This window comes from Prauserella halophila (assembly GCF_024171895.1).
GTDB classification, from domain to species: domain Bacteria; phylum Actinomycetota; class Actinomycetes; order Mycobacteriales; family Pseudonocardiaceae; genus Prauserella; species Prauserella halophila.
Window position 1 is genome coordinate 136697 of record NZ_JAMTCQ010000015.1, and the last position, 14901, is coordinate 151597.

The following is a 14901-nucleotide window of genomic DNA, read 5'->3' on the forward strand; positions in this document are numbered from 1 at the left end:
CGCCGGCGACAGCCCACACAGGCACGCCAGACACGTGCAGGCGCACAGACCCGCGCAGGCACGCCAGACAGACGTCAAGGGGGTTACGGTGCGTTCGGTCGGTCCACACGCCGCCGGTTCGAGGTCGGCCGGCAGGTTCGACACCGGTTCACGGACCGGTGTACGCCGATCCGGGCCGGCACGCCGGATCTCGGCGGTACTGCTCACCGCGGCACTCGGGGCCACCACGGCGATGATCCCGGCACTGCCCGCAGCCGCCCAGTCCGACGACTGGACTCCCCCGGCCGACGCCGGACTGCCACCGGTGGGCCAGCTGAAGCTCGACGGCCCGAACGAGCACTACGAGCGCAACACCGAGTGCGTCACCGCAGCCGAACTCGACGAGGCCGACCGCCTCCGGCAGGCCCCGTGGGGGCAGATGTACCTGCGGCTCGACGAGGCCCATCGCATCCTGGCCGCCGAGAACAAGCAACCGGGCGCAGGCGAAACGGTCACCGTGATCGACACCGGCGTCGAGGACGGCCATCCGTACATGCGCGGCGCCGACGGGAAGAGCCGGGTCACCGGCGTCGGCGAGTACGTGGCGGAGGACGCCGGACCGGGCGTTCGCGACTGCGACGGCCACGGCACCGAGGTCGCGGGCATCATCGGCGCGAACACCCCGCCGGACATCGGCTTCCAGGGTGTCGCTCCGCACGTGCAGATCAACGCGATCCGCCAGTCCAGCCAGTACTACGAGAAGAGCGACGAACCGGAGCAGCCGCAGAACCCCGGCGGTGACGGCGACGGTGACGGCGGCGGCGGCGACGGCGACGGCGGCGGTGACGGCGGCGGCGACGGCGATCCCGGCGGCGGCGGCCAGGACGGCGGCGGTGGCCAGGACGGTGACGGCGACGCGGGGACCGGCGAGTCGTCGGCCACGGGGACGTCGCAGCGTCAGGCCGACAGCGAAGAGGGAGCCGGCACGCTCGCCACGCTGGCGGCCGCGATCATCAAGGGCGCCGACGCGGCCCCCGGCAGCGTCATGAACGTCTCCATCAACAACTGCCAGCCGTACTCGAAGCAGGTCGACGTCGAGAACCAGAAGGTGCAGGCTGCCGTCAAATACGCGCACGAGGAGAAGAACGTCGTCGTGGTGACCGCGGCGGGCAACGTCGGCGAGAACTGCCGACAGAACACCGACTCCGACAACCTCAGCTCGGTCGTGTCACCGCCGGTGTTCGCCGACCACGTGCTGTCGGTGGCCGCGGTCGGCGAAGAAGGCACGGCCCCGTTCAGCATGAACGGACCGTGGGTCGGCGTCGCCGCACCCGGCACGAAGATCATCTCCCTCGACCCGGCCGAAGAGTCCGACCGCATCGTCAACCAGACGATCGACCCCAACGGCGAGGCGGCCCCGATCGAGGGCACGAGCTTCGCAGCACCGTACGTCGCCGGGCTGGCCGTACTGGTGCGGCAGATGTACCCGAACCTCGACGCCACGCAGGTCATGGACCGCATCAAATACACCGCGCACCACCCGGCCACCCCCGACGGCCACGATCAGTACATCGGCGAAGGCGTCATCGACCCGGTCGCGGCGCTGACCGCGGACGTGCCCACCGAGATGGGCATCGAGCCGATCCAGCAGCAGCCGCTGCCCGACGATCTTCCGCCGGCGAACATCCCCAACTGGACGCCGTTCACCGTGGCCATCGCGGGCTCGGCAGGCGCGCTGGTGGCCATCGGCGTGACGATGTTCGTGGTGCACACGGTGCGGCGGAAACAGCAGACGGCACCCGCATCCGCGAAGACGTCGTCGTCGGGCTCGCCCGGCTGATTCGGGCGGAGTGCGGCCGAACCCGTCCGGGACCCGCCCGAACACGACCGTGGCCCCGCCCGAACACGACTGTGGCCCCGCAGCTCTGCCGGACGAGCTCGCGGGGCCACGGTCACACCGTTCGGTGCGCATGCACCGGCACGGTGACGACACCGGTCGGCACAGCGCCGGTCAGCCGCCTGCTGCGGCTCCGTTGCCGACACCCGGTGTCTGCACCTGCACCGAGTCGTACGTCTGCCGCACGTCCTGATAGTTCAGCGAGGAACCCGCCGGCAGCATCTTGAGGATCGTCTCCGGCGCCGCCTCGAACATGTTCCCGGACAGGCCGAGCCACTCGGCCGTCGTCACGTCCGGAATGCTGTAGCGAATACCCCGGTCGGAGACCAGCTGCAACGGCCCGCCGCCGAACGTCTCCCGCGTGGTCGCCGCGCGGACGACCGCCGCGTGGCCGGGCTGCATGTAGAACTGGTCGACCTGGTTGTACCCGTCGGGCGCAGGCGTGCCCACGTCGATCGGGTTGGCGTCGTCGGGCAGCGGCGACGTGTTGTGCACGTACAACCGCGTGACCGAGTCACGGGCACGGCCTTCGCCCTCGACGGTCCAGCCGAGACAGGTGTGCGGGGTCAGCTCCTGATCGACGACCTCGAGATCACCGGTCACCGGCAGATGGTCGAGCTCGAGCCAGCCCTGGTCGCCGTCGGTCAGCTTCGGCGCACTGGCGACCGCGCCGGGCCCCACCTCCCGCGCCGTCGCGGCGCTCTCGTCGGCGGCGAGGATGACGCTGGCCGCACCCTCGTTGATCTCCTGAATGCCGTGCTGCAGGACGACGTAGTACGCCGTCGAGCCCGCGTCCTGCACCTCGAGCACCGACCCGGCCCGCGCCGACGACGCATCGAAGCCCTGCGGGCTGCTGCCCTTACCTGCGATCGGCGGGGCGACCAGCTCACCGGACGCGTTCGGGATCGCCTCGAGCAGGCTCGGCGACATCTTCCGGATGTCGTCCTCGCTCAGCCCGAACGCGTTCACGATCGGATCGTCCGTGGCCATGGTGACCACGGCCTTCACGGCATCACCCTGGCCGGCCTGGGTATCCGCCTGACGGTAGATCAGGTAGACGGTCTCGTCGTCGCCCTTCGAGCTCTTGGCGAGAATCGCCTGGTTCCGCGGCAGTTCGTTGCCCGTGTTCCCCCCGGACTCGCCCGCGAGCACCTGGCTCGTGACCTCGGCCTCCTGCCGCGCGGTCTGGTCGGGCAGCGAGCTGTCGTAGTTCAGGTTGTCGCACACGGCCCAGTTCTGGCCGATCGTCTGCTCGTCCGTCGGCAGCAACGGCGGTCCGTCCGGAATGCCCCGCAGCCGTTCGCGGCCGATGTCGACCAGCTGCGTGTCCGGCACGACCTCCGGTTCCATATCGGCGGGGTCGGGCGCCTGCGGCAGCTGTCCCCCACCTGCGCCGCCGTCGCTGCCCTGCTGCTCCTGCGCCATGCTCAGCAGCTTCGCCGACGCGACGTTGAACGTCGGGATGAGGCGCTTGTCGCCGCCCTGCGCCTGGTGCACGACATAGACCTGACCGGACTGCTCGCTGATCACGATGCCGCTGTCGGGCACCTTCGGCGCCGGCTTGAAAATGCCGAACACCAGGAACCCGAGGCAGCCGAGCGCGCCGAGGACGACGCCGACCGTGGTGGCACGTCCGTGCGTCCGCATCGGGTCGTGCAGCATGACCGGGTCCTTGCGCACCAGGGCCGACTGCATCCGCCGCAGTACGAACCGGTACGCGTGAACCTGTGACTTTGTTGTCGGTGTTGACGGCATTCTCGCCCCACTGCCTCCCCATCGCGATACGGTCCCGCAGGATAGCCGTGCAGGACCGGCTGGTGTTGGTTTCTACCAACACCCGCTAGTCTGCGGCTCCCCGGGATGGCCGTTTCCGCTGCATGACCGTCACACGCATCTCACAGCGGACGAATCAGGGTGCGCCTGCAGGCCGGCCGGGCACACGCGAGGGACAAGAGGGGAAGAAGCCAGCGGATGTCCGTCACCACTCCACCTTCATCGGGCCCGCCTCCGGGAGGGAGGCCACCGGGCCCGGGACCGCAGCGCCCGCAGGGACCGGGGGGACCCGGACCGGGCGGCCCCGGTGGACCGGGCAGGCCCGGCCCCGGTGGACCCGCGGGCCCGAACGGCCCGGCAGGTCCCGTCGGACCGGCGGGACCCGGCGGACCCGCAGGGCCGGGTCGTCCCGGACCGCCCCAGCCGGGTGGCCCTGCAGGCCCCGGCGGACCCGGTGGCGGCCCCCAGGGCCCCGGTGGTCCTGGCGGTCCTGGCCCGGGCGGCCCCGGCGGACCCGGTGGCGGCGGCCCCGGCGGACCGGGCGGCCCCGGCGGACCCAGCGGCCCGCACGGTTCCGGTGGCCCCGAACCCACGCCGTCCGAGCCGCCGAAGCCCCCGGAGCCGGAGCCACGCAACGCACCACCCGCCCGGAAGCGGGCCCTCGGTGCGAGCCTCGGCCCGCTTCCGGTGATGAACCTCGTCCTCATCGAGATCGGACTCGCCATCGGGCTGGTCCTCGTGGCGATCGACGAAGCGCTGCTGTGGGTGGGCGTCGGCGTCCTCGGCCTGACGGTGATCCTGGCTCTGCTGCGCTGGCACGGACAGTGGTTCACGCAGTGGGCGGGCCTGACGTCGCGGTACACGTTCCGTTCGCGCGCCCGCACGGCGACCCCGCCACCTCCGAGGTCGATCGAAACGGTGGACGACGAGGAAGAGACGGTCATCAGCGACGACGACGTGCGCGTCAACCTGCTGCGGCTGGCGATTCCGGGCCTGGTCGTCGCGCACGGCAGCGACCACGAACACTCCGACGTCGGCCTCGCCTGGCACGACGGCACCTGGACGGCGGTGCTGCTCGTCGAGCCGACCCCGGCGCTGATCACGCAGGCGGGCGGGGCGCCCAGCCTGCCGCTGTCGGCACTCGCGCCGTGCCTGGAAGACCGCGGCGTGGTGCTCGACTCCATCCAGATGACGTGGCACTGCTACCCCGGCAGCGCGGCGCTGCCCTCCGATTCGCCTGCGCTCAGCTCGTACATGGAGGTCCTCGGCCCGCTCCCGGCCGCGGCGCGGCGGACGACGTGGATCTCACTGCGGCTGGACCCGAAGCGCTGCGCCGCCGCCGTCCAGGAACGCGGCGGCGGTGTCGTCGGTGCGCACCGTGCGCTGATGGGCGCGCTCTCGCGGGTCCGCAACGCCCTCGAGTCGAACGGGGTCCCCACCCGCCCGCTGGACGCCGACGAACTGCTGCGCGCCGGCATCTCCGCGGCCGAGCTCACCGGCGTCGTCGGCTCGGGCCAGAAGGTGTCGCTCAAGGAGAAGTGGACGGGCGTCACCGCCGCGGGCATCGGCCACGCCAGCTACGCGATCACCGGCTGGCCGAAGGGCAAGGTCACGCAGAACCTGAACGCCCTGACCAGTGTGCGCGCGCTCTCGTCCACCGTCGGCATGGCGATTTCCCCCGCCGAGGACGAGGGCAAGGTCACCCTGCGCGGCATCGTCCGGGTCAGTGCCCGCAACCCGCGTGAGCTCGAGTCGGCCGACCAGCGGCTCGGTACGCTGGCGGACAACGTCGGCGTCTCGCTGACCCCGCTGAACGGCAAACAGACCGACGGACTGGCGGCGACGATTCCACTGGGGGGCACCGCATGACGGGCCCGGGAACGACGGCCGGCGAGCATCGCAGGGCTGCCACGGCCCGAGGCGCGGAGCGGGGAGGAATCGAGAAATGACGCGACTGCAGGACCCGACGAAGGTCGACGGGGTGGCGCCCGAGTTCATCGCCGACCCCGAGCTGCTCGACGCGGTCAGCCCGTCCGGCGACCGCGGCGGCATCATCCTCGGCTCCGGACTGCAGGGCGAGCCGCTGACGGTCTCGGCACTGCGGTCGGTGCCCACGCGCATCGTGGTGGTCGGCGGGCTGTACCTGGCTCGGCAGGTGGCGATGCGGGCGATGGCCGTCGGTGCGTGGTGCATCGTCGCGACGGGCCGTCCGGCCGCGTGGCACGTGCTGCAGCAGGCCGCCGGCACGCAGCGGGACGGCCAGCCCTCGCCGCTGGTGCAGATCCGTAGGCTCTCGCCCGTCGAACTGCCGCGGCCGTCGGAGGACGCGCCGCTGCTGGTGGTCAACGACGGTGGCCCGACGCCGCAGGACCTGTTCCCGCCACGGTCGCCGTGGCAGACGACGGTGTACGTGCTGCCGTACCTGCACCCGCAGGCCACGGCGGTCGCCAACGGCGCCGACCTGGTGCTCATGCAGCGGCTGCCCGCGGGTCAGGCCGACCTGGCGGCGCAGATCTGGCGGCTGCCGCAGCAGATGACCCGCCAGCTGACGACCTTGAAGGACGACCACGTGGTGGCGCTCGGCCGGAACCTGTGGCGCCCGCTCCGCCTCGTCACCACGAGCAAGGAGCAGGCCCTCCTCGGCCCGGTCCGCCGCGGCGACTGACGGCACCCACCGACCGACAGCCCCGTGGGTGCCCCGTGAGCACCTGGCCTGTGGGTACACCTTCGGGGCACTCAACGCCCCAGATCTTCCCCTCACGCCCCGGAACGACAACCGCCCCTCAGCTTTCCTCGAGCTGAGGGGCGGTTGCGCGAAGGGAACAATCGGGGCGCCCAACGCCCCGAAGGTGCCCTTGGGGGCATTCCCGCTGCGGGCGGGATCGTCAGAGGCTGTCGCGGACGTTGCGGGTGTGTGCGGCGCGGGCCGCGAGCTCGCCGTCCGGCGGGTAGTCGATCGCCTGCAGCGTCAGTCCGTGGGCGGGTGCGACGGAGCTGCCACGCACCCGGCTCTCGAGCACGCGGCGCGGCCAGTCGACGTCCCGCCTGCCGTCGCCGGCCATCAGCACCGCACCGACGAGACTGCGGACCATGGAGTGGCAGAACGCATCGGCCGACACGTCGGCGTGCAGGTCGTACTCACCCACGCGGCGCCACGTGAACCGCTGCAGCTCCCTCACCGTCGTCGCGCCCTCGCGCTGCTTGCAGTACGCGGCGAAGTCCTGCAGCCCCAGCAGCTCCTGGGACGCCTCCTGCAGCACGTCGACGTCCAGCGGGCGGTGCCACGCCAGCGTGTCCTTCCGGCGCAGCGGATCGACACCCCAGGGTGCATCGGAAACCCGGTAGCGGTAATGCCTGCGCACGGCGGAGAACCGGGCGTCGAATCCGTCCGCGGCGACGGATGCCGCGAGCACGCGCACGTCCGCAGGCAGCAGTCGATTCCACCGGTGCCGCATGCGGTCCAGGTCCGGGAGCCCGCGGTCGTCGACCGTCAGCCTGCGCGACGTCGGCTGCCCGTCGTAGGGCGCGACGTCGACGTGCACGACCTGCCGCGCCGCGTGCACCCCGGCATCCGTACGGCCCGCGACGACCACGGACCCCGGCACCGACGCGCCGGGCGGCTGTGTCGCGAGCGCATCCTCCAGCGACCCCTGCACGGTGCGCCTACCGGGCTGCCTGGCCCAGCCGGAGAAGTCCGTGCCGTCGTAGGTCACCTCGAGGCGCAGACGAACGAGCCCGCCCTCCCCAGTGGGAACGGCGGGCTCGTTCGATGCGTGGCTGCCTGTCAGGCCTCGTCCTTCTTCTCGGACTCGGTCTTCTCGGCCTCGGCGGCCGGGCTGTCGGCCGAGTCGGCGGAATCGGCCGAGTCGGCGCTGTCCGCGGAGTCCGCGCTGTCGGCGCTCTCTGCGGACTCGGCTTCGGCGGCGGCCGGCTCGTCCTTGGCGAACTTCGTGCCGCGAGCCTTCTCGGCCTCCGACGTCACGGTCTTCTCCGCCACCAGCTCGACGACCGCCATCGGGGCGTTGTCGCCCTTGCGCGGCAGCGTCTTGGTGATGCGGAGATAACCACCGTTGCGGTCGGCGAAGTGCGGGCCGATCTCGGCGAGCAGCTTGTGCACGACGTCCTTGTTGCGGACGGTCCGCATGATCTGACGCCGGTTGTGCACGTCGCCGCGCTTGGCCTTCGTGATCAGCTTTTCCGCGAGCGGCCGGACACGCCTGGCCTTGGCCTCGGTGGTGGTGATCTTGCCGTGCTCGAACAGCGACGTGGCCAGGTTCGCCAGCATCAGCCGCTCATGCGACGGCGATCCACCGAGACGGCGTCCCTTGGTGGGGGTGGGCATCGGTTCTCCTCGTTAGCTTCTCAGCCGCGAGACCCGGTGGCCGGCGCAGGCCGGCCACCGTCGTCGGGTCCTACAGCTGTTCCGTCTCTGCGTAGTCCTGGCCATCGTCGTGGCCGTCGTCGGACAGACCCTCGGGGACGCCGACGGACATGTCGTCGCCCCAGCCCTCACCGTCGTCGTAATTGGCGGCCGCGGTCGTCGGGTCGAACCCGGGCGGGCTGTCCTTGAGCGCGAGGCCGAGGCCGACGAGCTTCATCTTCACCTCGTCGATCGACTTCGCACCGAAGTTGCGGATGTCGAGCAGGTCGGCCTCGCTGCGCGAGACCAGCTCGCCGACCGTGTGAATTCCCTCGCGCTTGAGGCAGTTGTAGGACCGCACCGTCAGGTCCAGGTCCTCGATCGGCATCGCGTAGGCGGCGATGGTGTCCGCCTCCTGCGGCGACGGGCCGATCTCGATGCCCTCCGCGTCGATGTTCAGCTCCCGGGCGAGGCCGAACAGCTCGACGAGCGTCCGGCCCGCCGACGCCACGGCGTCCCGCGGCGTCATCGACGGCTTCGTCTCCACGTCCAGGATCAGCTTGTCGAAGTCGGTCCGCTGTTCGACACGCGTGGCCTCGACCTTGTACGTCACCTTCAGCACCGGCGAGTAGATCGAGTCGACCGGAATCCGGCCGATCTCGGCACCCGCCTGCTTGTTCTGCAGCGCAGGCACGTAGCCACGGCCACGCTCGACGACGAGCTCGACCTCGAGCTTGCCCTTGTCGTTGAGCCAGCCGATGTGCAGATCCGGGTTGTGCACGGTCACGCCGGCCGGCGGCACGATGTCCGCCGCGGTGACCTCGCCCGGGCCCTGCTTGCGCAGGTACATGGTGACGGGCTCGTCCTCCTCGGAGGACACCACGAGCTCCTTGAGGTTCAGGATGATCTCGGTGACGTCCTCCTTCACCCCCGGCACGGTGGTGAACTCGTGCAGAACGCCGTCGATGCGGATGCTCGTGATCGCAGCACCCGGGATCGACGACAGCAACGTACGCCGGAGCGAGTTGCCGAGCGTGTAGCCGAAGCCCGGCTCGAGCGGCTCGATGGTGAACCGGGACCGGGTCTCGTTGACCGTCTCTTCGCCGAGAGCCGGTCGCTGGGAAATCAGCACTGTTCCTTGTCCTTTCCTGCCGACGCCCGCCATATGACGTCGAAAGGGATGGCGGAGCGGCGGCGCGGATCCGCCGCGCCGCCGCCGGCGATCACTTCGAGTAGTACTCGACGATCAGCTGTTCCTGCACGGGAATCTCGATCTGCGCCCGCTCCGGGAGCTGGTGCACGAGAATCCGCAGCGTCGAGGGCACGACCTGCAGCCAACCCGGGATCGGACGCTCGCCCATCGCTTCCTTGGCTGCCACGAACGGCAGCATCTTCGCCGACCGCGGCCGCACGTCGATGATGTCGAACTTGGACACCCGGTAGCTCGGCACGTTCACGTTCTTGCCGTTGACCGTGAAGTGGCCGTGGCCGACGAGCTGACGGGCCTGGCGGCGCGTACGGGCGATACCCGCGCGGTACACGACGTTGTCCAGCCGCGACTCGCAGATCTGCAGTAGGTTCTCGCCGGTCTTGCCGGAACGCCGTGCGGCTTCCTCGTAGTACCGGCGGAACTGGCGCTCGAGCACGCCGTAGGTGTGGCGGGCCTTCTGCTTCTCCTGCAGCTGAAGCAGGTACTCGCTCTCCTTGACCCGGCCGCGGCCGTGCTGGCCCGGCGGGTAGGGACGACGTTCAAAGGCCTGGTCGCCGCCGATGAGGTCGGTCTTGAGGCGACGCGACAGACGCGTCGCGGGGCCGGTGTAACGAGCCATTTGTGTCTACTCCTCCCCGTTCCTCAGACCCGACGACGCTTCGGCGGGCGGCAGCCGTTGTGCGGCTGCGGGGTCACGTCCTGGATGGTGCCGACCTCGAGGCCGGCGGCCTGCAGCGAACGGATCGCGGTCTCACGGCCCGAACCCGGGCCCTTCACGAACACGTCGACCTTCTTCATGCCGTGTTCGGCGGCCTTGCGGGCCGCGTTCTCGGCGGCCATCTGGGCGGCGAACGGCGTGGACTTACGCGAGCCCTTGAAGCCGACGTGACCGGACGAAGCCCACGAGATCACAGCACCGTCCGGATCGGTGATCGAAATGATCGTGTTGTTGAACGTGCTCTTGATGTGAGCATGCCCGTGGGCAACATTTTTCTTCTCTTTGCGACGCACCTTCTTGGCGCCGCCACTGCGGGGTGGCATTCGGGTGATCTCCTCGTTAGCGCGAGTGCTTCTCGTCGGCGGCCGCGGCGGCTTCCTGCTGCCCGCGCCGGATGATCGTCCCGGCGTCGGAGTACAGCTCGCGCAGCGCCATCGGACGGGCGTACAGCGACTTCGGCGACGTCGCGTGGTTGGTGCGCGAGCCGGCGCCCGCACGCATCGCACGCCGCTTGGTCCGTACGACGGCCATCAGCGGCCTGCCTTCTTCTTGCCGGCGACCGTCTTCTTCGGGCCCTTGCGCGTACGCGCGTTGGTCTTGGTGCGCTGGCCGCGGACCGGCAGCCCACGGCGCCAGCGGAGACCCTCGTAGCACCCGATCTCGATCTTCCGACGGATGTCGGCGTTCACCTCGCGGCGGAGGTCACCCTCGACCCTGAAGTTCTCTTCGATGTGGTCACGCAGCTTCACCAGGTCGTCGTCGCCGAGGTCCTTGACCCGGGTGTCCGGGTTCAGTTCCGTCGCGACGGCGATCTGCGTGGCGCTGGTACGGCCGATGCCGTAGATGTAGGTCAGCGCGATCTCCAGCCGCTTGTCGCGGGGGAGATCGACGCCAGCGAGTCGTGCCATTGGCGCTCGTGCTCCTTCGTTTCGTCTTCAGGTCTGCTCCCCGACCACTTCCGGGACGACTCGCGTCTCCACCCGCTCTCGCGGGCGGTGTCCCGGCCCCGGCCTGAAGTCCGGGGGTAGGCCCTGTCCGGTGTGTCACCGGTCAGAGCAGGTTCGGGGAGGCTCTAGTTCTCACAGTGCGCTGTTCTCACGGTGCTCTGCTGTCACGGTGCACTGCTGTCACGGTGCTCTGTTGTCACAGTGGTGTCACAGTGCTCGTGGTTGTCACAGTGCTCGTGTGAGGTGCCAGTGCTCTGGTGTCACAGTGTCAGGTCACTGTCGACAAGTGGACGAGCTGCTCAGCCCTGCCGCTGCTTGTGCCGCAGGTTGTCGCAGATCACCATGATCCGGCCGTGCCGCCGGACCACCTGGCACTTGTCGCAGATTCGCTTGACGCTCGGCTTGACCTTCACGTCTCCTGCTTTCGTCGTGTCGAATAACCGTGTGCCCTACCGGGGAGGACACCTCAGGCATCCGCCACGCCCTCCGTGATCACTTGTAGCGGTAGACGATGCGACCACGAGACAGATCGTAGGGCGACAGCTCCACAACCACCTTGTCCTCAGGCAGGATGCGGATGTAGTGCTGCCGCATCTTGCCGCTGATGTGGGCCAGGACCTTGTGGCCGTTCTCCAACTCGACACGAAACATCGCGTTGGGGAGCGGCTCGATCACGCGACCCTCTACCTCGATGGCCCCGTCTTTCTTCGCCATGTACTCCGCAATTCGTGATTGGTTGAGCGATGGTGCTTACCTGGACTGACGCGCGCTCCACCGGCGTCCGAACACGTCGAGTGGCCGGAAGGATCCCGAAATCGGAAATCCGCGTCCGCCCGCTCGGGTGTCGGAGAACAGCATGGAAGGCACGCCAGCAGTAGAGTCTACCCACCTCGTGTCACGGCTCCCAAACCGGGGCCAGTTGTGATAGGTGCGGCGCGTGCGCGCTACGTGACCGGGCCTACCCGATCCGGACGGTCACCGTCCTGGTCGCCACGCTGTCCTGGTCGCCACGCTGTCCTGGTCGCCACGCTGTCCTGGTCGCCACGCTGTCCCGGTCGCCACGCTGTCCCGATCGATCACACCGTCCGGTGAACCGGTCACGCGGCCGACGCGTCCTCCGGAGCCGTGAGCACCCACGGGCCGTCGGCGGTGACCGCCACGGTGTGTTCCCAGTGCGCCGCGCGGGAACCGTCGTCGGTGATGACGGTCCAGCCGTCGTCGAGCTCCACCGTCTCGCCGGATCCGCCGGTCAGCATCGGTTCGATCGCCAGAGTCACCCCGGGGCGCAGCTCCGGGCCCCTGCCCGGCTTGCCGAGGTTCGGCAGGAACGGCTCCATGTGCATTTCACGGCCGATGCCGTGTCCGCCGTACTCCTCGATCATCCCGTACTCGACGCCGTCGTCACCGGTCCGGCGCAGGGCTTCCATCTCGATGGCGTGCGAGATGTCGGTGAGCCGCGCGCCCGGCAGCGCCGCGTCGATCCCGGCCTCCATCGTCGACCTCGTCGCCGCCGACAGCTTCCGGTCGGGCTCGCTCACCTCGCCCACGGAGATGGTCACGGCCGAATCGCCGTGCCAGCCCTCGAGGATGGCGCCGCAGTCGACCGACAGCAGGTCACCGTCCGCGAGGACCAGCTCCGACGACGGGATGCCGTGCACGATCTGGTCGTTCACCGACGCGCAGATCGAACCGGGAAAACCGTAGTAGCCCTTGAACGAGGGCACCGCATCGGCATCCCTGATCAGCTGCTCGGCCAGAGCGTCCAGTTCGAGCGTGCTCACGCCCGGCTTGGCGGCCGCGGTGACGGTCGCGAGAGTGCGCGAGACGATGAGACCCGCCGCACGCATGGCCTCCAGCTCGCCACGTGACTTCGCTTCGATCGAACCGCCGCGGCGCATCCACCGCGGCATCCTCAGGCCGAGCAGGTTCACGAGCTCTTGCCGAGCGCGTCCAGCACACGCTGAGAGACCTCGTCGACCTCGCCGATGCCGTCCACGGTCACCACGATGTCGGCGTAGTACTCGAGCAACGGCGCCGTCTCCTGCCGGTAGACCTCCTGGCGACGGCGGATGACCTCTTCGGTGTCGTCACTGCGGCCGCGGGACAGCAGCCGCTCGACCAGCTCGTCGTCGCTCACCTTCAGCTCGATCACGCCATCGAGGCCCGTGTTCTGCGCACCGAGCATGTCGCCCAGTACCTCGGCCTGCTTCGTGTTGCGCGGGAACCCGTCCAGCAGGAAACCGGCCTTCGCGTCCGGCTCCTGCAGCCGCTCGCGCACCATCTCGTTGGTCACCGAGTCGGGGACGAGCTCGCCGGCGTCCATGTACCGCTTCGCCTCGAGGCCCAGCGGCGTCTCGTTGCCGACATTGGCGCGAAACAGATCGCCTGTCGAAATGTGCGGAACGCCCAGTCGCTCGGAGAGAGAGACCGCCTGCGTCCCCTTGCCCGCTCCGGGAGGACCCACAAGGAGCACACGCGTCATCGGAGGAACCCTTCGTAGTTGCGCTGCATGAGCTGGCTTTCGATCTGCTTCACCGTGTCGAGTCCGACACCGACCATGATCAGAACCGCGGTGCCGCCGAGCGGGAAGTTCTGGTTCTGGCCTTCGCCGGTGAGGGACAGGAAGAAGTTCGGCAGGATTGCCACGATGCCAAGGTAGATCGATCCGGGCAACGTGATCCTGCTCAGCACGAAGCGCAAGTACTCGGCGGTCGGCCTGCCCGGACGGATACCGGGGATGAAGCCGCCGAACTTCTTCATCTCCTCGGCGCGATCGTCAACGTTGAAGGTGATCGTGATGTAGAAGTACGTGAAGAAGATGATCAGGGCGAAGTACAGCAGCATGTGCAGCCAGCTGCTCTGATCACTCAGGTACGTCTGGATGAACTGCGTGAAGCCCGACGGATTCTGCGGATCCCCGGTGAGATTCACCAGCAGGTCCGGCAGGTACAGCAGCGACGAGCCGAAGATCACCGGAATGACACCGGCCTGGTTGACCTTGATCGGCAGGTACGTCGACGTACCCCCGTACATCCGCCTGCCGACCATGCGCTTGGCGTACTGCACCGGAATGCGGCGCTGACCCTGTTCGACGAAGACGACGCTCGCGATGATCACCAGCGCCAGCAGGCAGACGAACGCGAACACGACCGGCGTGTTCTGGTTCAGGATGTTGGCACCCTCGGCCGGGATCTGCGCCGCGATGTTCAGGAAGATCAGCAGCGACATACCGTTGCCGACACCGCGTTCGGTGATCAGCTCGCCGAGCCACATCATCATGGCCGTACCGGCCGTCATGGTCAGGACGGTGATGGCCAATGTGGCGACGCCGCCGTCCGGGAAGATCGATTCCGTGCAGTTCGGGAACATCCCGCCGCGCTCGGCCAGCGCGATCACGCCGGTCGCCTGCAGGATCGCCAGCGCGATCGTCAGGTAGCGCGTGTACTGCGTCAGCTTGCCCTGACCGGACTGGCCCTCCTTCTTCAGCTCTTCGAAGTGCGGGATGACCACCGTGAGCAACTGCACGATGATGCTCGCCGTGATGTACGGCATGATGCCCGTCGCGAAGACGGAGAGCTGCAGGAGCGCGCCGCCGCTGAACAGATTCAGCAGCGTGAAGAAACTCTGACCCTCGACCTGCGCCTGACAAGCCTGAACGCTGTTGTACGAGACGCCAGGCGCTGGAATGACCGCCCCGAGCCGGTACACGGCCACGATCATCAACGTGAACAGGATCTTCTTGCGCAGGTCCGGCGTGGCAAGAGCCGAGCGGAAGGCGCTGAGCACGCGGGGGACCTCCTCGACGTCGCCGGCGGATTCCGGCGATCGGCTTGGCCGGCGGTCTCGGAACGCCGGCGGGACGACTCGCTTCGCTGGCAGGCTGGCCAGCCGGACGCTTGGAAGACAGAGGACGTCCCCAGGCGCCTCGACGACTCTAACAGCCGCTCAGAGTGGCGATTCAGCGAGTTGCCGAACCGACCGCAGGCTACCTACGGAAGTCGCCCTGCTGCCCGCGGG

Annotated in this window: 16 protein-coding genes; 3 read left to right on the forward strand and 13 right to left on the reverse strand. The window is 69.2% G+C overall.

Going from position 1 to position 14901, the window contains the following annotated elements:
• Positions 1–88: 88 nt before the first annotated feature.
• Complete coding sequence (locus LY41_RS22435; protein WP_308292297.1) at positions 89–1819, forward strand: S8 family serine peptidase; 1731 nt, start codon at positions 89–91, stop codon at positions 1817–1819.
• Between the two features lie 171 nt (positions 1820–1990).
• Here LY41_RS22435 and eccB read toward each other — a convergent pair whose 3' ends face one another.
• Positions 1991–3631, reverse strand: a complete 1641-nt coding sequence (eccB, locus tag LY41_RS22440; RefSeq protein ID WP_301297494.1) for a type VII secretion protein EccB — start codon at positions 3629–3631, stop codon at positions 1991–1993.
• 705 nt (positions 3632–4336) lie between these two features.
• On the opposite strand from eccB, the gene eccE reads away from it, so the two are divergent.
• Both eccE and LY41_RS22450 read left to right on the forward strand, forming a co-directional pair.
• Positions 4337–5518, forward strand: coding sequence for a type VII secretion protein EccE (gene eccE, locus LY41_RS22445; RefSeq protein ID WP_253866340.1), 1182 nt, complete (start codon positions 4337–4339; stop codon positions 5516–5518).
• A gap of 76 nt (positions 5519–5594) precedes the next feature.
• On the forward strand, positions 5595–6314 hold the full coding sequence (locus LY41_RS22450; protein ID WP_253866342.1) for a hypothetical protein: 720 nt from the start codon (positions 5595–5597) through the stop codon (positions 6312–6314).
• A gap of 220 nt (positions 6315–6534) precedes the next feature.
• On the opposite strand, the gene LY41_RS22455 is transcribed toward LY41_RS22450, so the two are convergent.
• The 12 genes from LY41_RS22455 to secY all read right to left on the reverse strand — a co-directional run bounded on the left by LY41_RS22455 (position 6535) and on the right by secY (position 14670).
• Positions 6535–7362 carry a tRNA pseudouridine synthase A gene (locus LY41_RS22455; RefSeq protein WP_253866344.1) on the reverse strand — a complete coding sequence of 276 codons (828 nt, stop codon included), beginning with the start codon at positions 7360–7362 and terminating at the stop codon, positions 6535–6537.
• A gap of 71 nt (positions 7363–7433) precedes the next feature.
• Positions 7434–7991, reverse strand: a complete 558-nt coding sequence (rplQ, locus tag LY41_RS22460; RefSeq protein ID WP_253866346.1) for a 50S ribosomal protein L17 — start codon at positions 7989–7991, stop codon at positions 7434–7436.
• Positions 7992–8061: 70 nt separating this feature from the next.
• On the reverse strand, positions 8062–9141 hold the full coding sequence (locus tag LY41_RS22465) for a DNA-directed RNA polymerase subunit alpha (protein WP_253866348.1): 1080 nt from the start codon (positions 9139–9141) through the stop codon (positions 8062–8064).
• Positions 9142–9232: 91 nt separating this feature from the next.
• Positions 9233–9838 (reverse strand): 30S ribosomal protein S4, encoded by a 606-nt coding sequence (gene rpsD / locus LY41_RS22470; RefSeq protein WP_253866350.1) that lies wholly within the window; start codon positions 9836–9838, stop codon positions 9233–9235.
• A 23-nt stretch (positions 9839–9861) separates the two neighbouring features.
• Positions 9862–10260 (reverse strand): 30S ribosomal protein S11, encoded by a 399-nt coding sequence (rpsK, locus tag LY41_RS22475; RefSeq protein ID WP_253866352.1) that lies wholly within the window; start codon positions 10258–10260, stop codon positions 9862–9864.
• A 16-nt stretch (positions 10261–10276) separates the two neighbouring features.
• Entirely contained in the window at positions 10277–10468 is a 192-nt protein-coding gene (locus tag LY41_RS22480; protein ID WP_253866469.1) for a hypothetical protein, read from the reverse strand.
• Positions 10468–10845: a 30S ribosomal protein S13 gene (gene rpsM, locus LY41_RS22485; RefSeq protein WP_253866355.1), complete on the reverse strand. Its 378-nt coding sequence runs from the start codon at positions 10843–10845 to the stop codon at positions 10468–10470. Before rpsM ends, LY41_RS22480 begins: the two co-directional genes overlap by 1 nt.
• 338 nt (positions 10846–11183) lie before the next feature.
• Complete coding sequence (gene rpmJ / locus LY41_RS22490; protein WP_005453284.1) at positions 11184–11297, reverse strand: 50S ribosomal protein L36; 114 nt, start codon at positions 11295–11297, stop codon at positions 11184–11186.
• Between the two features lie 79 nt (positions 11298–11376).
• Positions 11377–11598, reverse strand: coding sequence for a translation initiation factor IF-1 (gene infA, locus LY41_RS22495; RefSeq protein ID WP_030532868.1), 222 nt, complete (start codon positions 11596–11598; stop codon positions 11377–11379).
• Between the two features lie 383 nt (positions 11599–11981).
• A complete protein-coding gene (gene map, locus LY41_RS22500) occupies positions 11982–12782 on the reverse strand; it encodes a type I methionyl aminopeptidase (RefSeq protein ID WP_253866459.1) in 801 nt (266 codons plus the stop codon).
• Positions 12783–12811: 29 nt separating this feature from the next.
• Positions 12812–13366 carry an adenylate kinase gene (locus LY41_RS22505; protein WP_253866357.1) on the reverse strand — a complete coding sequence of 185 codons (555 nt, stop codon included), beginning with the start codon at positions 13364–13366 and terminating at the stop codon, positions 12812–12814.
• Positions 13363–14670, reverse strand: coding sequence for a preprotein translocase subunit SecY (gene secY, locus LY41_RS22510; RefSeq protein ID WP_253866359.1), 1308 nt, complete (start codon positions 14668–14670; stop codon positions 13363–13365). The genes LY41_RS22505 and secY overlap by 4 nt, the downstream gene beginning before the upstream one ends.
• Positions 14671–14901 lie beyond the last annotated feature (231 nt).